Genomic DNA, 21,355 nt, shown 5'->3' with positions numbered 1-21,355 from the left:
GCCCGCACCGCACACTTCGAAGATGGGGCGAAGGACACAGGCCGAGCGCGACGCGAACACCGTGGAGATCGGTTTCGCGCTCTTCGCCGCGACGTCCCTGGCCGGCGCCACGATGCTGGCCGTGGCATCACCGGCGTTCTTCTTCGGCGTGACGTCCCCCGGCCAGGGCACGCTGGTCCTGGCCGGGAAGATCGTGGGGATCGTCGTCTTCGTCGCGGTCCTGGTGACGATCCTCGTACGCCACCGGCGCGCGCCGCGTCAGCCGAGCCATCCGGGGCGCACCAAGCCCGACTCGTAGGCCAGGACGACCAGTTGGGCCCGGTCGCGGGCGCCGAGCTTCACCATGGTGCGGCTGACGTGCGTCTTCGCGGTGAGCGGGCTGACCACGAGACGGCGGGCGATCTCCTCGTTCGACAGGCCGATGCCGACAAGGGCCATCACCTCCCGTTCCCGCTCGGTGAGTTCACCCAGCGGCTCGGCGCCCGCGGGCTCCTTGGAGCGGGCCGCGAACTCGGAGATCAGGCGGCGCGTGACACCCGGCGAGAGCAGCGCGTCGCCATGGACCACCGCGCGGACGGCACGCAGCAGTTCCTCGGGCTCGGTGTCCTTCACGAGGAAGCCCGAGGCCCCGGCGCGGATCGCCTCGAAGACGTACTCGTCCAGCTCGAAGGTGGTCAGCATGACCACCTTGACGTCGTTCAGGTCCGGCTCGTCGGTGATCTTCCGGGTCGCGGCGAGACCGTCGAGCAGCGGCATGCGGATGTCCATCAGGACGACGTCGGGGCGCAGTTCACGCACCATGCGCACGGATTCCTCACCGTCCGCCGCCTCACCCGCGACCTCGATGTCCCGCTGGGCGTCGAGCAGCGCCTTGAAACCGGCCCGCACCAGCGACTGGTCGTCGGCGAGCAGTACGCGGATCACTGGTCCTCCTGAGGTGCCGTGCGCATGGGCAGTACGGCGGTGACCCGGAAGCCCCCGTCCGGGCGCGAGCCCGCGTCGATCGTGCCATTGAGGGCGGCGGCGCGCTCCCGCATTCCCGCGAGTCCGTTGCCGCTGCCGCCCGCGTCGGCGCCGGTGGCCGGGCCGTCGTCGTCGACCCGCAGGGTGAGCGCCGCGGCCTCGTACCGCACCAGTACGCGCGCGTGCCGTGAGCCGGAGTGGCGTACGACGTTCGTCAGGGCTTCCTGGACGATGCGGAAGGCGGCGAGGTCGACGCCGGGTGCCAGCTTCCGCCGGCTTCCTTGCGTGTCGACGTCGACCGTGAGCCCCGCACTCGCCGCCTGCTCCACGAGTTCGGGCAACCGGTCGAGCCCGGGGGCCGGGGCGCGTGGCGCGTCACCGGGCGTACGGAGGGTGTCGAGGACCTGGCGGACCTCCCCCAGGGCTTCCTTGCTCGCGGCCTTGATGGTGATCAGGGCGGTGCGGGCCTGCTCGGGATCGGAGTCGAGCAACGCGAGGCCGACACCCGCCTGGACGTTGATCACGGAGATGCTGTGCGCGAGGACGTCGTGCAGCTCGCGGGCCATGCGCAGCCGCTCCTCGTCGGCCCGCCGCTCGGCCGCCCGCGCGCGCTCCGCACGCTCCTTCATCCACTGCTCACGTCGTACGCGGGCCAGTTCGGACACGGCGATGATGGCGACGACCCAGACGGCGACGACGGTCTCCTCGCCCCAGGTCCGTTCGTTGTCGCCGTCGGGCGGCAGCCACCGGTAGAGCCAGTGGGCGACCAGCAGATGCCCCGCCCACAGCATCCCGACGGCGCCCCACGCGGCGCGCCGGTGCCCCGAGACGACGGCTGCGAAGCAGCCGACGGCGACGGTGATCAGGACGGGGCCGTACGCGTACCCGGCTCCCAGGTAGACCAGTGCGGTCCCGGCCGTGACGTACGCGACCGGGACCGGGTGGCGGTGACGCAGCAGGAGCGAGGCCGTGCCCGCGAGCAGGATCAGCCGGGCGTAGACATCGAGGGGCTGCCGGTCGAGCTGGCCCTCCGCCGCGAACTTCGAGCCGATCTGCACGAACACGGTGATCGCCAGCGTCGTCAGCCACGGCAGCCTGGCGGCGCCCCCGGCGTCGTCCCGCCGGTTCCACCAGGGCGAACCCTGCCGCCACATCGCCGGTCCGCCCCGGGACAGGGGCGGACCGGCGCACCCGCGTTCGCGCTGCTCGTCCATGGCGGCAACGCTAGACCGAGAGGCGGCCGCCGGGCGTCAGCCCGACGCGGTGATCACGCGTACTCCCGCGGGAGTACGCGAGCGGCGGCAGTTGATCGATGACGCACTCGCCGCCCGCGAGGCGGGGCAGCTGCGGCGCGCGGGTGAACTCGTCGACCGGGCGGAGGCGTTGTGGCGCGGCGAGTTCGCCGAGGGCCTGAACGCCCCCTGCCTGGCGGCCGAACGGCTCCGGTGGCGCGAGAAGCGGCTCACCGTCGTGGAGGCCAGGATCGCCGGGGAGATCGAGCTCGGCCGCTCCTTCGAGTACGTCCACGAACTCATCCGGCTGGTGGCCGCCCACCCCCTGCGCGAGCGCCCGGTAGAGCTCCTGATGAACGCCCTGTACCGCACCAGCCGCTCCTCGGACGCCCTGCTCGCCTTCGAAGCGGCACGGCGCCGGATCGCGGACGCCATGGGCGCGGACCCGGGCCCCGCGCTGCGCTCCCTGCACGAACGGATGCTGCGCCAGGACCCCGAGCTGCTCGCCACACGCTCTCAGGCCCCCGTGACGGCGGCCTGAGAGCGCACCTGCCGTTGTGGGCCTACTTCTGCTCCAGCAGTCCGACCCCGTGGGCGAGTTGCGTCGCCGCGTACGAGAAGAACTCCGCGCGGTCCTCGACGACGCGGTTGAACTGCCCGAACACCTCGAAGCCGACGAGCCCGAACAGCTGGGCCCACGCCGCCACCATCGCCGCGATCACCGCGGGCGGCAGGTCGGGCGCGAGATCGGCGGCAATGCGCTCGCCTTCCGTGCGCAGCCCTTCCGGCAGCGGCCGCACGGCGACACCTCGCCCTTGGTGGGCGTCGCGCACGATCCCGATGAGCAGCAGCCCGACGCGGGCGGCGGCTTCGATCGTGGTGGCGGGCGCGCTGTACCCGGGGACGGGAGAGCCGTAGATGAGGGCGTACTCGTGGGGATGTGCGAGCGCCCAGGTCCGCACGGCTTCGCACACGACCGTCCAGCGCCGCACGGGCTCGGCGGTCGCTACCTCGGCGTGCGCCGCTTCGGCGGCGGAGCCGAGTGAGTCGTACGCGTCGATGATGAGCGCGGTCAGGAGTTCGTCGCGGCTGGGGAAGTAGCGGTAGAGGGCGGAGGACACCATGCCGAGCTCGCGGGCGACGGCGCGCAGCGAGAGCTTGGCCGCCCCGTCGGCCGCCAGCTGTCTGCGGGCCTCGTCCTTGATGGCGGCGGTGACTTCGACTCGGGCGCGGGCCCTGGCCCCGCTGGTGGCGCTGCTCATACGGGCAGTGTGCCATGGGTTCGGAGCAGTGCACCAAAACGTGAGCAGCGCACTACTGAGTGACGCCCGCACAAATTAGAGAGCACTGCTCTTGAAATGGAGCACCCGTCTCGTGCACACTGCTCTTAAGCGAGAGCGGTGCTCTCGGAAACTCTCCCGAACCTGGCGGTCACCATGTCCTCGTCCTCCGCTTCCTCCTCTGCTTCCTCCTCCGGCTCCCCCACCCCCTACTACCTCAAGGGCAGCCCCCTCGCCCTGCGGCTGAACAGCGTGATCGGCTGGCTGGCGCGGCACGGAATCAGCCTGATGGGCTCGGCCGAGCTCTCCGTACGGGGACGCAAGAGCGGCCAGATGCAGCGCATCCCGGTCAACCCGTTCACGCACGAAGGCGCCCAGTACCTGGTCTCGGCGCGCGGCCACTCGCAGTGGGTCCGCAACATGCGCGCGGCGGGCGGGGGCGAGCTGCGCGTGGGCCGCAAGGTGCGCGCGTTCACGGTCGAGGAGGTCCCGGACGCACAGAAGCTGCCGCTGCTGCGCGGCTACCTGGAGAAGTGGGGCTGGGAGGTCAACCAGTACTTCAAGGGCGTCACCGCGAAGTCCACGGACGCGGAGATCGAGGCGGCCGCGGCCGACCACCCCGTCTTCCGCGTCACCGTCAGCAAATGAGGCCGTGCGCCCGCGGGCGCACCCCGGCTACCGGTCGAAGGCGCTCAGCGCCCGTCCCGCCAGCGGATGGTTGCGCACCAGCTCGCCGAGCGTCGTCGAACCGCGGGTGATCCTCGCGAACGCGTTCCACGCGGGCCGGAACCCGGTGATCGCCGCGTGCAGCGCGCCCGGACGCCGCTCGAAGACGGCGAGCATGCGCTTGCCCACGCTCATCTCGACACCGAGGCCGGCCTTGATCGCGAAGGCGTAGTTCAGGGCCTGGCGGCGGGCGTCGACCGCGTCGTGCGCCTCACCGATCCGCACCGCCCACTCCCCCGCGAGCCGCCCCGAGCGCAGCGCGAAGGAGATGCCTTCGCGGGTCCACGGTTCGAGCAGCCCCGCCGCGTCACCGCAGACCAGGACCCGGCCGCGCGAGAGCGGCGAGTCGTCGCTGCGGCAGCGCGTCAGATGGCCGGAGGAGATGCTCGGCTCGAAGCCCGCGAGCCCGAGGCGGGCGATGAAGTCCTCCAAGTACCGCTTGGTCGCCGAGCCTTCGCCGCGGGCGGAGATGACACCGACGGTGAGGGTGTCGCCCTTGGGGAACACCCAGCCGTAACTGCCCGGCATGGGACCCCAGTCGATGAGCACGCGGCCCGCCCAGTCCTCGGCGACGCTCTGCGGCACCGGGATCTCGGCCTCGAGGCCCAGGTCCACCTGGTCCAGCTTCACGCCGACATGTGCTCCTATGCGGCTCGCACTGCCGTCGGCCCCGACGACCGCGCGCGCCAGCACCGTCTCGCCGCCCTGCAGGACCACCGCGACCGTCCGCCGGTCGGGCACCACGGAGCCGTGCTGCTCCACGCGCGCGACGGTGACGCCCGTACGCAGCTCGGCGCCCGCCTTCTGCGCGTGCTCGACCAGTTGCTGGTCGAACTCGGGGCGGTTGATCAGCCCGAAGAGCATCTGCTTCGAGCGGCGCGTACGCGCGAACTTGCCGTCCAGGGAGAACGTCACCGCGTGCACCCGGTCCCTGAAGGGCAACTCGAACCCCGGCGGGAGCGAGTCACGCGAGGGGCCGATGATGCCGCCGCCACACGTCTTGTACCGGGGCAGTTCGGCTTTCTCCAGGATGAGGACGCTGCGTCCCGCGACGGCTGCCGCATAGGCCGCCGACGCCCCCGCGGGCCCTGCTCCCACCACGACGACGTCCCATACGTACTGCGCGTCGTCCGCTGAGTTCTCGCTGCTCACGTTGGTCTACCGCTCCCGATCCAGCTGTTGGCCGCGCTTTCCAAGGCATCCTACGGCGGGCACCTCGGGCACCCTGCTGTGGGAGGATCACAACACCCACGTACGTACAACGTCGCACCCACGAGGAGCGTGCCCATGTCGCCGGATCCGATCACCGAGACCATCGCCTCACTCATGCCGAGGGCGAAGGCGGAGCTCACCGAACTGGTGGCCTTCAAGTCGGTGGCGGACTTCGACCAGTTCCCCAGGAGCGAGAGCGAGGCCGCCGCGAACTGGGTGGCGGACGCGCTGCGCGCCGAGGGGTTCCAGGACGTGGCCCTCCTCGACACCCCGGACGGCACCCAGTCGGTGTACGGCCTGCTGCCGGGCCCCGAGGGCGCTCCCACCGTGCTGCTCTACGCGCACTACGACGTGCAGCCGCCGCTCGACGAGGCGGCGTGGACCAGCCCGCCGTTCGAGCTGACGGAGCGCGACGGCCGCTGGTACGGACGCGGCAGCGCCGACTGCAAGGGCGGCGTCCTGATGCACCTGCTCGCGCTGCGCGCCCTGAAGGCGAACGGCGGTATCCCGGTGACCGTCAAGGTGATCGCCGAGGGTTCCGAGGAGCAGGGCACGGGCGGCCTCGAGCGGTATGCCGAGCAGCACCCCGGCCTCCTCGCGGCCGACACCATCGTCATCGGCGACGCGGGCAACTTCCGTGTCGGCCTGCCGACGGTGACCGCCACGCTCCGCGGCATGACCCTCGTGCGCGTCCGCATCGACACCCTCGCGGGCAATCTGCACTCGGGACAGTTCGGCGGCGCGGCTCCCGACGCTCTCGCGGCGCTGGTGCGGGTCCTCGACTCGCTGCGTGCGGAGGACGGCTCGACGACGGTCGACGGGCTCACCGGCGACGAGGTGTGGGACGGGCTTCAGTACGAGGAGGACGACTTCCGCAAGGACGCCAAGGTCCTCGACGGCGTGCGCCTGGTCGGCAAGGGCACGGTGGCCGACCGCATCTGGGCGCGCCCCGCGGTCACGGTGCTCGGCATCGACTGCCCGCCGGTGGTCGGCGCGACCCCGTCCGTGCAGGCCGGCGCGCGGGCCCTGATCAGCCTGCGGGTGCCGCCGGGCGTGGACGCGGCCGAGGCCACCAAGCTGCTTCAGGCCCACCTGGAGACGCACACTCCCTGGGGTGCGCAGGTGACCACCGAGCAGATCGGGCAGGGCCAGCCGTTCCGCGCGGACACCACGAGCCCGGCGTACGCGGCGATGGCGGAGGCGATGGGCGAGGCGTACCCGGGCGAGGAGATGCAGTACGCGGGGCAGGGCGGCTCGATCCCGCTGTGCAACACCCTCGCCGCGCTGTACCCCCGCGCGGAGATCCTGCTGATCGGCCTGAGCGAGCCCGAGGCGCAGATCCACGCGGTCAACGAGAGTGTGTCGCCCCAGGAGTTGGAGCGGCTCTCGGTAGCCGAGGCACTGTTCCTGCGGAAGTACGCGGCGGCGGCCGGCTGAGCCACCGGGCGACGGTCGGGGCAGGGGGAAATCCCGGCGTCGGCTGCGCTGCGGGTCGCCGTCGAGAGGTACGCCGAGGGCTGACCCGTGGATCATTCGGGGCCGACCGGGACCCCCGCCTCCAGGTACAGGGTGACTCCGCGCTCCCGCGCGCGCAGGGCCCAGCGCAGCCGTTCGTAGCGCACAGAGGGCAGCAGCCGGGCCGCCTCTTGCTCGGTGACGAAGCGGCAGTCGCGCAGTTCGGGGCCGGGCAGCAGCATCCGGCGTGCCTCGGCGCTGTCGAGGTGCCCACCGTCGAAGAGGAACCGCATGCCTCCGTAGCCGGGCGGCCTCGGCGGCTCCCAGTCGGCGACGAGGAGCCGGGGGGCGTCGGCGAGTTGGATGCCGGTCTCCTCGGCCACCTCGCGCATGCCCGCGCGCGCGGGCGCCTCTCCCGGTTCGACGACACCGCCGGGGAATTCCCAGCCGGCCTTGTACGTCGGGTCGACGAGCAGCACCCGGTCCCGTTCGTCGAAGAGCAGCACGCCGGCCGCGAGCGTTTCCGCGGTGGGCTCCGGGGTCTGCACGATTTCGCAGACGGCCGCCTCCCCGGTGCGTACGGCGTCGGCGATGCGCGCGGCGGTCTCGCAGGGGCTGAGGGCGCCGGTGTCGATGCGGTGGGCGTCGGCGCCGAGCCAGCCCGCGAGCGCGGCGCGGTACGGCTCGATGTGGTCGAACGACCACTGCCGCACGCGGGTCTCGCCCGCCGGCACATCCGGCACGGGGCGTCCGGATATCCGCTCGCGCAGGATCGTTTCATCCGGGGCCAGGACGACATGGCGTACGGCGATCCTGCGCGAGGCGAGGCCGCCGAAGATCTCGTCGCGGTAGTCCTGCCGGAGCAAGGTCATGGGCACCACGAGGACGCCGCCGACCTCGGCGAGCAGGGCTGCCGCCGTGTCCACGACGAGCCGCCGCCAGAGCGGCAGGTCCTGGTAGTCGCTCACCTCGGCGAGGCGCTTGGCGGGCAGCAGTTCGTGCAGGCCGCCGCCGATGACCTCGGGGTCGAAGAGTGTGCTGTTCGGGATCAGCTCGATCAGTTCCCGTGCGGCGCTGGTCTTGCCCGCACCGAACGCGCCGTTGACCCAGACGATCACGGTTCCCCCTCTTCTGTTGGCCCCCTGTGGCTTGCCCGCAACACCCTGCCACGGAAACCAGGCCCTGATGAGGCCGCCATTCCCTGGACCGAAAGGCGCTCTAAACTGTCAAGCGACTTTCATGCACTTCACCCCATCGAGTGGCAGTCGCCCTGCATGAATCGTTCCCTCACTGCGGGGCAGGCGCTCCCCCACTAGCGTGATCCGCCAGGCGCCCCAGCCCCTGGTGACCTCCTGAATCCGGCTCTTCCGATGCACCCCGCTCACGCGAGGAACCGGCCGATGCTCGAAACTGGGGGACACGTGCAACTCGATGCATTGAACGAATTCGCCTTCGAGGACTCCGATCACCAGCCCCGCGTGTACGGCCACAACGGCGCGGTCGTCGTCGAACTGCACGGTGAGATCGACCTGTTGGCCTACCAGCAGATCGTCCCGCTCCTCGACCCCATCACCGGCGGCACGGCGACCACCGTGGTCATCGACCTCACCCACACCACGTTCTTCGACTGCTCCGGACTCGGGCTGCTGGTGCGTGCGCGCCGCCGCACGCAGGAGAGAAACGCCCGCCTCGCCGTGGTCTGCACCGACTCCCTGACGCTCCGCGTCCTGCGGCTCACGGGCCTCACTCCCATGCTGGCGCCGGTCCCCACGCTGGAAGAGGCACTGCGGCAGAAGTGAGCCCGCACCAGAGGCCGCGGGCTCTCCGCGGCCGCCGGACGGGCTCAGGGGTGCTGCGGGGTCCGGGCAGCACCAAGAGCGTGCCTCGCGGACGCCGTTGCCGGGAGTAGGCGCGCACGGTGCATATATGCATTCCGTTCACACCCCGTGTGAACGGCCCACTCACCGTGGCTTCGCCGCGGGCCGGGTCGCGCGGGCACGGTTGGGCCACCTGGTCCGGGTGTAGGCGTGGAAGTGGTCGCCCGCATGGTCCTGCCCGAGGGTGCAGTGCAGGACATCACCGGGCCTCTCGTCCCAGCACAGGCCGGGAATGTCGCGGGCGTGCTTCGGGGCTTTCATGCGGAGCGCTCCGTCTGCTGAGTGTTGTCGGTGGCCACGCCCCGACACTCTCAATCCCGCTGGTCCGAGCGGGACATGACAGCCCATGACACGGACCGGGTCATGCGGACGGCTCACCCCTTGCCGGACCCCAGCGTCAGCCCCGCGATGAAGTGCCGCTGCAGGAGCAGGAAGACCAGGACCGTGGGGAGCGCCACCAGGACCGAGCCCGCCGCCAGGAGGTTGTAGTCCGTGAAGAACTGGCCCCTCAGGTTGTTCAGGGAAGACGTGATCGGGAGCTTGTCGGGGTTGGAGATGAAGATGAGCGCCCAGAGGAAGTCGTTGTAGATCCAGGTGAATTCCAGTGTGCCCAGCGCTGCCAGCGCCGGGCGGCACAGGGGAAGAGTGATGCGCCAGAACTGCGTCCACACGCCCGCGCCGTCCACGATCGCCGCCTCCAGTATTTCCTGCGGCAGCGTCCGCATGAAATTCGAGAGCACGAAGACACAGAACCCGACCTGGAAACCCACATTGACGATGATGATCGCCCAGTACGAGTCGTACAGGGTCAGCGAGTCGGACATCCACCAAGGGAGGGGGATCTTGAGGAAGAGGACGTACAGGGGGGTCACCAGTACCTGGGGCGGCAGCAGGTTTCCCGCCGTGAAGAGCATCAGGAGGATCATTCCGCCGCGGATCCTCAGGCGGGACACGGCGAATGCCACGAACGCCGCCAGGAAGAGCGTGATCAGGACCGCGGGCACGGCTATGAGCAGCGTGTTGGTGAAGTACTTGCCCATGCCGGAATCGCTGTAGGCCTGGCGGTAGTAGTCGAACGACAGGCTCTTGGGGAACGAGAAATAGCCGTGTTCCGCGGTCTCCTCGTACGGACGCAAGGAGGCGTAGACGGCGAGGAGGAGGGGCGCGAGGAATCCGAGGGTCACCGCCATCAGGAAGATGTGCACCCCGAAACGTCCGGGTCGGCGGGCGCGGCCGTGGCGGGCGGGCTTTTCCGCAAGGGGCGGGGAATTCCCGTCGAGCGGCATGGTGTGGATGTCGGCGGTCATCGGTCGCGCGCACCTCGCAGCTCTTGGACCAGGAACGTCACGATGAATCCGACCGAGACGGTCAGTAGTACGACCGCGATGGCGGAGCCGAATCCGATGCGGCTCGCCTCGCCGATGATGTTGTCGGTGATGAGGACGGACAGCAGTTCCAGTCCGTTGCGGCCCTTGTTGACCGCGTAGACGATGTCGAAGGCGCGCAGTGCCTCGATGACGGTGATGACGCCGACGATGACGTTCACCGGGCGCAGGGCCGGAAAGACGACGCGGAAGAATGTCTGGCGGGCGTTCGCGCCGTCGATCTGCGCGGCCTCTTTCAGGGCGGGGTCCACGGATTTCAGCCCGGCCAGGTAGAGGATCATGACGTAGCCGGTGTGCCGCCAGCTCGCGGCCAGCATCATCATCCAGATGTTGATGTCGCTGTTCCCGAGCCAGTCGATCGGATCGTTCTGGTTGGCGAGAATGGCGTTGACCACGCCCTGGTCGGTGCCGAGGATCAGCTGGGCCATGAAGCCGACCACGGCGAGCGAGAGCACCACCGGCATGTAGAGCACGGACTGGTAGAAGCGGCTGAAGCGGACCCCACGGTCGATGACGACGGCGAGAAGCAGCCCGAACGGCGTGGCCACCAGGCCGAGGAAGGCGATCCACAGCAGGTTGTGGCGGACGGCGGGCCAGAACGCCGGGTAGTTGTCGACCAGGTTCTCGTAGTTCTTTCCGCCCACCCACCGGACGTCGCCGATGCCGTCCCAGGACGTGAAGGACAGACCGACGGAGGCCAGGGTCGGACCCCAGATGATGAAGATGTCGAGGAGGACGGGGATTCCCAGAAGCACGCCGAGCACGGCGATGTCACGGCGTGTGAAACGCCGTGGTCCCCGCCGTCCGGCGCGCCGCGCGGTTTTCTGCGGCACGGGGCGCGATCCCTCTCTCGCTGCTCAGCTGACGTCGGAGGAGAAGATGTCTTTCTTCTGGCGCTCGATGCTGTTGACCAGACCGTCGACGTCCTTGGGATCGTCGATGAAGTCCTGCAGCGCCTTGATCATGACGGTCTGTGCGAAGTCGGGCCGGGTGTCCCGGTCGAGGAACTGCGAGATCTGCCTGGCCCCGGAGACGAGTTCGGCCGACTTCTTCTGCAGCGGGCTGTACTTGCTGGTGTCGGCGCCGTCATTGACCGCGACGTTGTTGGGGTCACCGGCCAGGTAGATGTCTTCGGCCTTCGGCGTCCCGAGCCACTTCAGGAGTTCCTTGGCGCCGTCGACGTTCTTCGACTTCTTCGCCACCAGGAATCCGTCGATCGGCGCCTCCACGGCGTCCTGACCGTGCGCCGGGTCGATCTCGGGGAAGGCGAAGAAGTCGATGTCGTCGCGCTCGTCCGCCGGGAACTGCTGGCCGGGGTGCGGCATTCCGAAGACGGCCATGGAGGTCTTGCGCTGCTGGAGCCCCTGGCCCGCCTCTTCCCAGGTACGGCCGAGCGCTCCCTTTTGGTAGTACGGCATGAGTTCACGCCACAGGTCGAAGACCTTCTTCACCTTCGGGTCGGTCCAGGCTTCCTCGCCGGCCATCAGGTTCTTGTGGAACTCGTATCCGTTGAGGCGCATGTTGATGTAGTCGAAGGTGCCCATGGCGGGCCACCCGTCCTTGTCGCAGAAGGCGACCGGTATGCCGTCCTTGCTCGTCTTCTTCGCCAGCGCGATGAACTGGTCCCACGTCCTGGCCTGTTCGTAGCCCTGCTTCTCGAAGAGGCTCTTTCGGTGGAAGACGGCCCATGGGTAGTAGTAATACGGCACGAAGTACTGCTTGCCCTCGTGTGTGGACTGCTCCCGCAGCGCGCCCGAGAAGCCCTTGAATCCCTTCCAGACATCGCTGATCTCGGTCAGCAGTCCCTTCTCGGCGAAGTACTGCATGCGGTATCCGGCGAACCACATGAAGACGTCGTCCGGGGTCCCCTGCAGATAGCGCGTGATGTTCTGCTGGAACTCGTTGTGCTCTGTCGTGTTGACCTTGACGGTCTTCCCCGACTTCTTCTCATAGGCGTCAAAGGCGGTGGCGAACGCCTTCTTGGGCACCGCGTCCGAGGAATTGGACCCCATCGAGACTTCGTCCTTGTTGCCGCCGGGGCCGTCACCACACGCCGTGAGCAGGGCCGGAAGGGTGACCGCGCCGGCTCCGGCAGCGGCACCACGCAGGACATTCCGCCGGGAGATCCGATGTCCTGACATGCTGCGAGGCGTGGCAGGACCCATGAACGATGACTGTGCCATGTCCCCCTCCTCGGGGTGCAAACGAACACAACCGAACGCAAGGGTTGCGATCCCACTCCCAAGCGCCACCGCAGTCAAGGGTTTCGGCGTCCGGGTGCTCGAACCGTTACGGCTCCTCTTCCAACAGAGTCCAACAAGGCCTACCGTAAGCGCGCACCTCTGACACGTACATGCAGCCCCCAACTTCTGCGAGTACGGAGGAATGTAACGATGCGTCAACTCACACGCCGCGTCTCATCCCGCACCACGCGTCGAAGAGTCGTCGGATGCCTGGCCGCCGCACTGCTGTGTGCCGCGGGCCTCGCGGCACCGGCGGCGGCACGCGACATGAGCGGCGCGGGCGGCGCGAGTGACACGGGCGACCGGAGTGCGGCCGCAAGGCCCTCCGCCGTCGGCGCGGAACTTCCCGGCACCGCCGGGGCAAAGCTCCCCGGCTCTCTCGCCCTCACCCCTCCCATGGGCTTCAACAACTGGAACTCCACGCACTGCAGGGCCGAGTTCGACGAGTCGATGGTCAAGGGGATCGCGGACATCTTCGTCGAGAAGGGCCTCAAGGACGCCGGCTACCAGTACGTCAACCTCGACGACTGCTGGGCGCTTCCCGAGCGGGACGCGAACGGCAAGCTGGTACCAGACCCCAAGCGATTTCCCAACGGGATCAAGGCAGTTGCCGACTACGTGCACGCCAAGGGACTCAAGCTCGGCATCTACACCAGCGCGGGCACCAAGACCTGCAGCGACATCGGCTTCCCGGGCGCGCTCGGCCATGAGGTCAGCGACGCGCGGCAGTTCGCCGACTGGGGCGTGGACTACCTCAAGTACGACAACTGCAACAACCAAGGCGTCGACGCCAAGAAGCGGTACGTCGCGATGCGCGACGCGCTGAAGGCCACCGGCCGCCCCATCGTCTACAGCATCTGCGAGTGGGGCGAGAACAAGCCCTGGGAGTGGGCCGCCGACGTCGGTCACCTGTGGCGCACCACCGGCGACATCAGCGACAACTGGTCGTCGATGCTGTCGATCATGAAGCAGAACCTGCCGCTCGCCGAGCACGCGGGCCCGGGCCGCTGGAACGACCCGGACATGCTCGAAGTCGGCAACGGCGGCATGACGGACACCGAGTACCGCACGCACTTCTCGATGTGGTCCATCATGGCCTCGCCCCTGCTCATCGGCTCCGACCTGCGCAAGGCCACACCCGAGACCTTCGAGATCATCGGCAACAAGGAAGTCATCGCCGTCGACCAGGACCCGCTGGGCAAGCAGGGCGAGGTCCTGTCCTCGGAGAACGGCCGCTGGGTGGTCGCCAAGGAGATGAAGGACGGCAGCCGGGTTGTGGCGCTCTTCAACGAGACGGGCACCGCCCAGTCGATCGCCACGTCGGCGAAGGCCATAGGGCTCCCGGACGCCGACGCGTACACGCTGCGGGACCTGTGGAAGCACAAGAGCTACAACACGGCGGGCAAGATCGCGGCGACCGTCCCCGCGCACGGCACCGTACTGCTGCGCGTCGCGGCGGACGGCAAGTGGGCCAAGAACCCGCCCGCGGTCGAACTCGGCCTGGGCGGTGACCCGTTGGTCGAAGCCGGCAGGACCGCGACGCTGACGTCGAAGGTCACCAACCTCGGCCGCACCCCCGCGCGGAAGGTGTCCACCGCCTTCACCGGCCCCTCCGGCTGGCGGATCGAGGCCGCATCACCCTCGACCGCGAGCTCCCTGCGTACGGACAAGACGCTGAGCACGTCATGGTCGGTGACCGCACCGCGGGGCGCGGCCCCGGGAGCGTACGACCTCACGCTCAGGACGACCTACCGCTCCCCCGCGGGCACCCGCGCCGACAGTGAGCTGCCGCTGACGGCGCATGTCGTCGTGGCGCCGCCCGCGGGCGACTCGGCGGTCAGCGACCTTCCGTGGATGTCGACGGTCAACGGATGGGGCCCGGTCGAGAAGGACACCAGCAACGGCGAGAGCGAGGCGGGCGACGGCAATCCGCTCACCATCGGCGGGGCCGTCCACACCAAGGGGCTCGGGGTGCACGCCGACAGCGCCGTCGAGTACTACACCGGAGCGTCCTGCGAGAGGTTCACCGCGCAGGTGGGCGTGGACGACGAGAAGGACCCGAAGGGATCGGTGACCTTCGAGATCTGGGCGGACGGAAAGAGGGCCGCGTCCACCGGTGTCCTCACCAACGCCGATGCCGCACAGAGGATTTCGGCCGATGTGACCGGCGCCCAGGTCGTACGCCTCGTCGTCACGGACGGCGGCGACGGCAGGGACTCCGATCACGCCGACTGGGCGGACCCGGTTCTCAGCTGCTGAGCCGTCGACCGGGCGACGGGACGTCAACTGCGGGCCGGGTTACGGCACTTCAGCCCGGCCCGCAGTCATGACATCGGCCGGTGGCGCCCAGCCTTGCTCGCGGTCACGGACCCGGCCCGTGGACACGAAAGGCGCCTTGTCGATCCCGGAACGGTCAGCTGCCCACCGCGGGCCGCAGGTCCGCGCTCCTTTCCTCCTGGCTGAGCGCGGCGGCCGCGGCCCCCACAAGACCGGCGTCCGTGCCCATCAAGGCCGGGGCCACGGTCAGTTGGCGTACGAACGAGAGCGTGGCGTAGTCCTTCAGGGAGCGCCGCAGCGGGTCGAAGAGCACATCTCCCGCCTTGCCCACCCCGCCCCCGATGACCGCGATGTCGATCTCGACGAGCGTCGCCGTCGCGGCGATGCCCGCGGCCAGCGCCTGCGCCGCCCGCTCGAAGGACGCGACGGCGACCGGGTCCCCGGTGCGCGCGGCGAGGGCCACCGCGGCGGCGGACGTGTCGCCGTCGGGCCCCGGCCGCCAGCCGCCCTCCAGCGCACGCCGGGCGATGTTGGGTCCACTGGCCAGCCGTTCCACGCACCCGCGCGCCCCGCACGGGCAGGGGTCACCGTCCAGGTCGACGCTGATGTGACCGATGTGCCCCGCGTTCCCGGTGGGGCCAGGGTGCAGCTTGCCCCCGAGGATCAGTCCGCCCCCCACGCCCGTGGACACCACCAGACACAGCGCGTTGTCGTGCCCGCGGGCCGCGCCCTGCCAGTGCTCGGCCGCCGTCATCGCGACGCCGTCCCCGACCAGCTCGACCGGAAGGCCACCGGTGGCCGCGCGCACCCGCTCGACCAGCGGGTAGCCGCGCCACCCGGGGACGTTCACGGGACTGACCGTCCCCGCCGACGCGTCCACGGGCCCCGCGCTGCCGATGCCCACCGCGCGCGCCCTGCCCCACATCGGGGAACGCGTGAGCTCGCCGATGACCTCTTCGACCGCCCGCATCACGGTGTCGCCGTCCTCGCGCGCGGGCGTGGGCCGCTGGGCGCGCAGCAGGATCCGGCCGCGCCCGTCCACCAGGGCGCCGGCGATCTTGGTGCCGCCGATGTCGACTGCGGCGACGAGGTCCGTGTGCATCAGTGTCAGATCTCCTGGTGAAAGGGCAGGCCGCTCTCCTGGTGAAAGGGCAGGCCGGAGAATGTGATGGACAGTCTCTCTTGCATCTGACAACGTTGTCCAGGTTCTATGCTCGACGCCACATCACTTAAGCACCACTTCAGCTCACCTTCGTCGACGACAGGACAGCGCACCGTGGCCGAGACCGCCAGCCGACCCGAGCGACCCGAACCCCGCTACGGCAACCGTCCGACCATGAAGGACGTCGCCGCCCGCGCCGGAGTCGGCCTCAAGACGGTTTCCCGCGTCGTGAACGGCGAGCCGGGGGTCACCCCGGACACCGAACGCCGCGTCCAGGAGGCCATCGACGCCCTCGGCTTCCGGCGCAACGACAGCGCGCGCGTCCTGCGCAAGGGCCGCACGGCCAGCATCGGCCTCGTGCTCGAAGACCTCGCCGACCCCTTCTACGGCCCGCTCAGCCGCGCCGTGGAGGAAGTGGCCCGTGCCCACGGCGCGCTCCTCATCAACGGTTCGAGCGCCGAAGACCCGGACCGCGAACAGGAGTTGGTGCTCGCGCTGTGCGCGCGCCGGGTCGACGGCCTCGTCGTCATTCCGGCCGGTGACGACCACCGCTACCTGGAGCCGGAGATCGCCGCCGGTGTCGCGACCGTCTTCGTCGACCGGCCCGCGGGGAAGATCGACGCCGATGTCGTGCTCTCCGACAGCTTCGGCGGCGCCCGCGACGGCGTCGCCCACCTCATCGCCCACGGCCACCGCCGCATCGGCTTCATCGGCGACCAGCCGCGCATCCACACCGCCATAGAGCGCCTGCGCGGCTACCGCGCCGCCATGGAGGACGCGGGCATCGACATCGAGGACGAGTGGATGTCGCTCGGCCCCACCGCCCCGGACCGCGTCGAGCAGGCCACCAGAACGATGCTGGGCGGCTCCGACCCCGTCACGGCGATCTTCGCGGGCAACAACCGTGTGACGGTGACCGTCGTGCGCGTCCTCGCCGGGCTCACCCGTCCCGTGGCCCTCGTCGGCTTCGACGACATCGAGCTCGCGGACCTGCTGCAGCCCGGCGTGACCGTCGTCGCCCAGGACGCCGCGCAGCTGGGCAGGACCGCCGCGGAGCGCCTGTTCCGTCAGCTGGACGGCGCGTCCGACGCCCCGGAGCGCATCGAACTCCCGACGCGGCTCATCCAGCGCGGGTCGGGCGAACTGCCGCCCGCGGGCTGACGGCCGGCGACCGGGGTGCGGGCGCGGTCAGCAGACGGGGAGGCCGGGCAGCGGCTTGTCGTTGTCGCCGCCCTTGATGTAGACGTCGCTGATGAAGACGTCCCTGTTGCCGCTGTCGTCGTCCGTCCTGGCCCACCAGACGTTCGTCCACTCGCCGTGCGTCTCGCGGCGGCCCAGGTTCTGCTGGCAGTAGAAATAGTTCGTGCCCGCGTTCAGGACACCCGCCTCGGCGCCCGACGCGGTGTACGACGTCGCCGTACGCCAGACCGAGCAGTCGTACTTGCCGCCGCCCGCGGCGTGGCACGCGGCTTCGGGGGCCGGATCGTCACCGCCGCCCGTGGTGCCGCCGGAGCCGTCGGAACCACCGCCTGTCGTGCCGCCGTCGCCGGTGGGCTCGGTGGTGGGCTTGGGGCGGGTCGCCGGTCTGTCGGTGGACTTGGGGTCGTCGTCCTTGCCCGCGGAGGGCTTCGCCTCCGGCTTGCGGGACTTCTCGTCGCCCTGCTTCGAGGGCTTGGGGGCCTCCGTGCCCTCCAGCGCGCCCCGGCTGCTGTCGTCTGCGGGCTCGGCCACTTCCCCGGAGGCGGCGGATCGCCCGGCCCGGCTTCCGCCGTCCTCCTGGCCGTTGAGGAGGGCGACGGTGACGCCGGTCGCCGCGAGGACGACGACCACGGCCACCGCGGCGAGCAGCGCCCGGCCGCGGCGCGGGCGACGCTCAGGGGGCGCGACGGCGGGCGGCGGCACGGCCCCGGAGGGCACCGCCCCGACGGCGGGCGGCGGTCCGAAGCCCGGCGGTGGGCCGCTGGGGATGCTGCGCTCGGTGGCCTCCCTCGGCCGGGACGCGGGCTCGCGCGGCGGGGCCGTGACGGCGCCGTCGGCCGCGTCGGCGAGGATCAGGGCCGCCTGCTCCGCGTCCGGGCGTACCCGCGGGTCCTTGTGCATCAGCTGTCGCAGCACGGGGATCAGGGGCCCGGCCCTCTGCGGCTCGGGAAGCGGGTCGGTGACGATCGCGGTGAGCGTGGACCACGTCGACGTACGGCGGAACGGCGATGCGCCTTCGACCGCCGCGTACAGGGTGGCGCCCAGGGCCCAGACGTCGGATGCGGGGCCCGGGTCCTGGCCCTGGGCGCGCTCGGGCGCCAAGTAGTCCAGGGAGCCGACGAGTTCGCCGCTGCGCGTGAGGTGGGTGGCGGAGCCGTCGCCCGGGTCGTCCATCGTGGCGATGCCGAAGTCGGTCAGGACGACGCGGCCACCGGTCTCCAGGAGGATGTTGCCGGGCTTGACGTCGCGGTGCAGGACTCCGGCGCGGTGGGCGGCGGCGAGCGCCTCCATGACCTTGGCGCCGATGGCCGCCGCCTCGCGGGCGTCGAGGGTGCCGCGCTCACGCAGCACGTCGTCCAGAGAAGGCCCTTCGACCAGCTCCATGACGATCAGGGGCCGTCCGTCGACCTCCGCCACGTCGTGCACGGCGACCACTCCGGGGTGGCGCACCCGGGCGGCCGCGCGGGCCTCGCGTTGCATCCGTACGCGCAGGTCGGCCAGTTCGGGCCCGGCCGCGTCCGTGTACGTGCGCAGTTCCTTGACGGCGACCTCGCGGCCGAGCACCTCGTCGACGGCGCGCCACACGACGCCCATGCCGCCGCAGCCGAGCTGCGCGGTCACGCGATAGCGCCCGGCGAGCAGGCGGCCCACACCGCCGGTCTGTTCCTGATCCCCCGAAGTCACCGCTGCCCCGTTCCTGTGACACCACTGTGCGTGGCTCACAGACTACGGGGCAGGGGTGACAGCACGTGCCGGGAGTTACTTGCCGTGCGGCGTGAGGTCCCCGCGGCGCGGGCCCGAGAAGTGCTGCAGGCGGGCCAGCGTCAGGCCGGTGAGCCGGGTGACCTCGCCGACGTCGAGGGCGCCGCAGTCCAGGCCGCGCAGCAGGTATCCGGCGAGCGCCTTGGCCGACGCCGGCTCGTCCGCCACGTCGCCGCCCTCGCGGTGGGCGGCGTACGCGGACAGGCGCGCGGCGGCCTGCTCGAAGCCCTCGCGGTAGAAGGCGAACACGGCGGCGTAGCGCGTGGGGATGTGGCCGGGGTGCATGTCCCAGCCCTGGTAGTAGGCGCGGGCCAGGGCGCGGCGCGTGAGGCCGTAGTGCAGCCGCCAGGCGTCGTGCACCTTCTCGGTGCTGCCGATGGGCAGGACGTTGGTGGAGCCGTCCGAGACGCGCACGCCGGTACCGGCCGCGGCGACCTGCATGATCGCCTTGGCGTGGTCGGCGGCCGGGTGGTCGCTGGTCTGGTAGGCGGCGCTGACACCGAGGCAGGCGCTGTAGTCGAAGGTGCCGTAGTGCAGACCGGTGGCGCGGCCCTCGGCGGCGCCGATCATGCGGGCCACGGTGGCGGTGCCGTCAGCGGCGAGGATGGACTGGCTGGTCTCGATCTGGATCTCGAAGCCGATCCGGCCCGGCTCCAGGCCGCGCACCTTCTCGAACTCCTCCAGGAGACGCACCATCGCGGTGACCTGCTCGGGGTACGTGACCTTGGGCAGGGTCAGGACGAGGCCGTCGGGCAGGCCGCCCGCCTCCATGAGGCCCGACAGGAAGATGTCGAGGGTGCGGATGGCGCGGTCGCGCACGTTCTCCTCGAAGCACTTCATGCGGATGCCCATGTACGGGGCCGCGGTGCCGTTCTTGTACGCCTCGGAGATCAGCCGGGCCGCGCGGGCGGCGTCCTGGTCCTCGTCCGCGCCCTTGTAGCCGTCCTCGAAGTCGATGCGCAGGTCTTCGATCGGCTCGCGCTCCAGCTTGGCGCGCACGCGGTCGTACACCGGCGCGGCGAGGTCGTCCGAGAGACCGAGGACGGACGCGAAGGACGCGGCGTCCGGGGCGTGCTCGTCGAGGGCCTTCAGTGCCTGGTCACCCCACGTACGGATGGTGTCGGCGTTGAAGAGCTCACCGGGGACGTACACGGTGTGGACCGGCTGGCGGGTGCCCGGGTCGCCGGGGTAGCGGCGCTCGAGCTCCGCGTCCACCGGGGCGAGGGAAGCGCTGATGCCCTCGCTGACCGCGCCCGCGAGGCTCGTTGCCACCTTCTCTTGCTGACCCATTCCTGCACCCTCCACACGATCGGGACCACTCACTCGGCCCACTCGATGTTTCCGCTTCACGGAATCAACAATCCGTATGGCGAAGTTATCCGGCGACCTTCCCGCTGGTCAACACCCTCTCGTCTGCCGGACCTCGTCCGTTCACCCATGTCTCAGATCCTGCTTCCGCACTCGCGTGCCCGCACCTCATCCTGACCGCCACCCACTGAAGGAGACCGCGTGCCGAATGACACCCGAGTAACGCGCCGCCTCGGCCTGCAGACCGCGCTCGCCGCGGTGGCCGTGCCCCTGTTCACCACCGCGCTGGCCGCATCGCCCGCCCACGCGGTGGAACGCTCGGGGCGCCGCCTGGAGGTCATGTCGTTCAACCTCCGCTACGCGAGCACCACGCCGCCCAACACCTGGGCCGACCGCCGCCCGGTGACCCGGGAACTGCTTCGCCGCGCGCGCCCTCATGTCATCGGCACCCAGGAAGGCCTCTACCAGCAGGTACGGGACATCGCCGAGGATCTGGGCCAGCACTACGACTGGATCGGCACCGGCCGCGCGGGCGGCAGCCGGGACGAGTTCATGAGCGTCTTCTACGACACCCGCAGACTCGCGCCGGTCGAGTACGACCACTACTGGCTCTCCGACACCCCGGACGTCATCGGGTCGAACACCTGGGGCGGCGGCTCCATCCGCATGGTCACCCTGGTCCGCTTCCACGACCTGCGCACGGACACCGAGCTGTACGTCCTCAACACCCACCTCGACAACGCGAGCCAGTACGCACGCGCGCGTGCCGCGAGTCTGATCACCGAACGGATCACCCGTCTCGACCCGTCCCTGCCGCTCCTGGTCACGGGCGACTTCAATGTCGCGGCACACAAGAATCCGGTCTACGACACGATGCTGGGCGCCGGTCTCGTCGACACCTGGGACGCGGCGGAGGAGCGCAGCAAGGCGTACGCCACCTTCCACGGCTACCGGCCCCTGGTGCCGGGCGGCGACCGGATCGACTGGATCCTGGCGACGCCCGACGTGCGGGTCCACTCGGCGGCCATCAACACCTTTTCGCAGAACGGACAGTTCCCGAGCGACCATCTGCCGGTGCAGGCCTCACTGACGCTGTGACGCGGCGAGGCCTCCGCCACCGCTGCGTGCGGTGGCGAAGGCCTCGTACTGCCTCTTGCGCTGCCTGTACTGCCTGAAGAAGCTCAGCCCTTGCGGGTGTTGACCTCTTCGGTGAGGGCGGGGACGACGTCGAAGAGGTCGCCGACCACGCCGTAGTCGACCAGGTCGAAGATCGG

General features: G+C 70.3%; 20 protein-coding genes. 8 read left to right on the top strand and 12 right to left on the bottom strand.

The window, feature by feature from the left end:
- Positions 1-22 precede the first annotated feature (22 nt).
- Positions 23-298, top strand: a complete 276-nt coding sequence (locus tag ACWD02_RS14425) for a DUF6332 family protein (protein ID WP_451209315.1) — start codon at positions 23-25, stop codon at positions 296-298.
- Here the strand turns inward: ACWD02_RS14425 and ACWD02_RS14420 are convergent.
- Together ACWD02_RS14420 and ACWD02_RS14415 are read right to left on the bottom strand one after the other, a co-directional pair.
- Positions 259-924 (bottom strand): response regulator, encoded by a 666-nt coding sequence (locus tag ACWD02_RS14420; RefSeq protein WP_451209311.1) that lies wholly within the window; start codon positions 922-924, stop codon positions 259-261. The genes ACWD02_RS14425 and ACWD02_RS14420 overlap by 40 nt on opposite strands.
- Positions 921-2,177: a sensor histidine kinase gene (locus tag ACWD02_RS14415; RefSeq protein WP_451209308.1), complete on the bottom strand. Its 1,257-nt coding sequence runs from the start codon at positions 2,175-2,177 to the stop codon at positions 921-923. The genes ACWD02_RS14420 and ACWD02_RS14415 overlap by 4 nt, the downstream gene beginning before the upstream one ends.
- Between ACWD02_RS14415 and ACWD02_RS14410 the strand changes: the two genes are divergently transcribed.
- Complete coding sequence (locus ACWD02_RS14410; RefSeq protein ID WP_451209305.1) at positions 2,176-2,736, top strand: AfsR/SARP family transcriptional regulator; 561 nt, start codon at positions 2,176-2,178, stop codon at positions 2,734-2,736. The two genes, ACWD02_RS14415 and ACWD02_RS14410, sit on opposite strands and share 2 nt — an antisense overlap.
- A 22-nt stretch (positions 2,737-2,758) precedes the next feature.
- Here the strand turns inward: ACWD02_RS14410 and ACWD02_RS14405 are convergent, their stop codons facing one another.
- The gene (locus tag ACWD02_RS14405) at positions 2,759-3,457 is read right to left on the bottom strand and encodes a TetR/AcrR family transcriptional regulator (protein WP_451209303.1); all 699 of its coding nucleotides are present in this window, start codon (positions 3,455-3,457) and stop codon (positions 2,759-2,761) included.
- 174 nt (positions 3,458-3,631) lie between these two features.
- On the opposite strand from ACWD02_RS14405, the gene ACWD02_RS14400 reads away from it, so the two are divergent.
- Positions 3,632-4,123: a nitroreductase family deazaflavin-dependent oxidoreductase gene (locus tag ACWD02_RS14400; RefSeq protein WP_451209302.1), complete on the top strand. Its 492-nt coding sequence runs from the start codon at positions 3,632-3,634 to the stop codon at positions 4,121-4,123.
- Between the two features lie 27 nt (positions 4,124-4,150).
- Here the strand turns inward: ACWD02_RS14400 and ACWD02_RS14395 are convergent, their stop codons facing one another.
- Positions 4,151-5,353: a geranylgeranyl reductase family protein gene (locus ACWD02_RS14395; RefSeq protein WP_451209299.1), complete on the bottom strand. Its 1,203-nt coding sequence runs from the start codon at positions 5,351-5,353 to the stop codon at positions 4,151-4,153.
- 135 nt (positions 5,354-5,488) lie between these two features.
- Between ACWD02_RS14395 and ACWD02_RS14390 the strand changes: the two genes are divergently transcribed.
- Positions 5,489-6,850 (top strand): M20/M25/M40 family metallo-hydrolase, encoded by a 1,362-nt coding sequence (locus tag ACWD02_RS14390; RefSeq protein WP_451209295.1) that lies wholly within the window; start codon positions 5,489-5,491, stop codon positions 6,848-6,850.
- 92 nt (positions 6,851-6,942) lie between these two features.
- Here ACWD02_RS14390 and ACWD02_RS14385 read toward each other — a convergent pair whose 3' ends face one another.
- Positions 6,943-7,986, bottom strand: coding sequence for an NUDIX domain-containing protein (locus ACWD02_RS14385; RefSeq protein ID WP_451209292.1), 1,044 nt, complete (start codon positions 7,984-7,986; stop codon positions 6,943-6,945).
- Positions 7,987-8,268: 282 nt separating this feature from the next.
- Here ACWD02_RS14385 and ACWD02_RS14380 point away from each other — a divergent pair, with 282 nt between their 5' ends.
- A complete protein-coding gene (locus ACWD02_RS14380) occupies positions 8,269-8,667 on the top strand; it encodes an STAS domain-containing protein (protein WP_451209289.1) in 399 nt (132 codons plus the stop codon).
- Positions 8,668-8,829: 162 nt separating this feature from the next.
- On the opposite strand, the gene ACWD02_RS14375 is transcribed toward ACWD02_RS14380, so the two are convergent.
- The 4 genes from ACWD02_RS14375 to ACWD02_RS14360 form a co-directional block, all read right to left on the bottom strand.
- A complete protein-coding gene (locus ACWD02_RS14375) occupies positions 8,830-9,006 on the bottom strand; it encodes a hypothetical protein (RefSeq protein ID WP_451209286.1) in 177 nt (58 codons plus the stop codon).
- 113 nt (positions 9,007-9,119) lie between these two features.
- Positions 9,120-10,052 (bottom strand): carbohydrate ABC transporter permease, encoded by a 933-nt coding sequence (locus ACWD02_RS14370; RefSeq protein ID WP_451209283.1) that lies wholly within the window; start codon positions 10,050-10,052, stop codon positions 9,120-9,122.
- A complete protein-coding gene (locus ACWD02_RS14365; RefSeq protein WP_451209280.1) occupies positions 10,049-10,963 on the bottom strand; it encodes a carbohydrate ABC transporter permease in 915 nt (304 codons plus the stop codon). Before ACWD02_RS14365 ends, ACWD02_RS14370 begins: the two co-directional genes overlap by 4 nt.
- 24 nt (positions 10,964-10,987) lie before the next feature.
- Positions 10,988-12,313 carry an ABC transporter substrate-binding protein gene (locus ACWD02_RS14360; protein ID WP_451209277.1) on the bottom strand — a complete coding sequence of 442 codons (1,326 nt, stop codon included), beginning with the start codon at positions 12,311-12,313 and terminating at the stop codon, positions 10,988-10,990.
- 210 nt (positions 12,314-12,523) lie between these two features.
- On the opposite strand from ACWD02_RS14360, the gene ACWD02_RS14355 reads away from it, so the two are divergent.
- The gene (locus ACWD02_RS14355; protein ID WP_451209274.1) at positions 12,524-14,632 is read left to right on the top strand and encodes an NPCBM/NEW2 domain-containing protein; all 2,109 of its coding nucleotides are present in this window, start codon (positions 12,524-12,526) and stop codon (positions 14,630-14,632) included.
- A 154-nt stretch (positions 14,633-14,786) separates the two neighbouring features.
- On the opposite strand, the gene ACWD02_RS14350 is transcribed toward ACWD02_RS14355, so the two are convergent.
- Complete coding sequence (locus ACWD02_RS14350; protein ID WP_451209271.1) at positions 14,787-15,752, bottom strand: ROK family protein; 966 nt, start codon at positions 15,750-15,752, stop codon at positions 14,787-14,789.
- 174 nt (positions 15,753-15,926) lie between these two features.
- Here ACWD02_RS14350 and ACWD02_RS14345 point away from each other — a divergent pair, with 174 nt between their 5' ends.
- On the top strand, positions 15,927-16,973 hold the full coding sequence (locus ACWD02_RS14345; protein WP_451209269.1) for a LacI family DNA-binding transcriptional regulator: 1,047 nt from the start codon (positions 15,927-15,929) through the stop codon (positions 16,971-16,973).
- A 27-nt stretch (positions 16,974-17,000) separates the two neighbouring features.
- Here the strand turns inward: ACWD02_RS14345 and ACWD02_RS14340 are convergent, their stop codons facing one another.
- Positions 17,001-18,695: a serine/threonine-protein kinase gene (locus ACWD02_RS14340; protein ID WP_451209266.1), complete on the bottom strand. Its 1,695-nt coding sequence runs from the start codon at positions 18,693-18,695 to the stop codon at positions 17,001-17,003.
- Between the two features lie 75 nt (positions 18,696-18,770).
- On the bottom strand, positions 18,771-20,063 hold the full coding sequence (locus tag ACWD02_RS14335; RefSeq protein WP_451209263.1) for a DUF6986 family protein: 1,293 nt from the start codon (positions 20,061-20,063) through the stop codon (positions 18,771-18,773).
- A 219-nt stretch (positions 20,064-20,282) separates the two neighbouring features.
- Between ACWD02_RS14335 and ACWD02_RS14330 the strand changes: the two genes are divergently transcribed.
- Positions 20,283-21,179 (top strand): endonuclease/exonuclease/phosphatase family protein, encoded by an 897-nt coding sequence (locus ACWD02_RS14330; protein ID WP_451209260.1) that lies wholly within the window; start codon positions 20,283-20,285, stop codon positions 21,177-21,179.
- Positions 21,180-21,355 lie beyond the last annotated feature (176 nt).

Source organism: Streptomyces sp. NPDC002853 (assembly GCF_053591915.1).
Note: the sequence above shows the minus strand (reverse complement) of the source record. Positions and strands in the feature narration are given on the sequence as shown.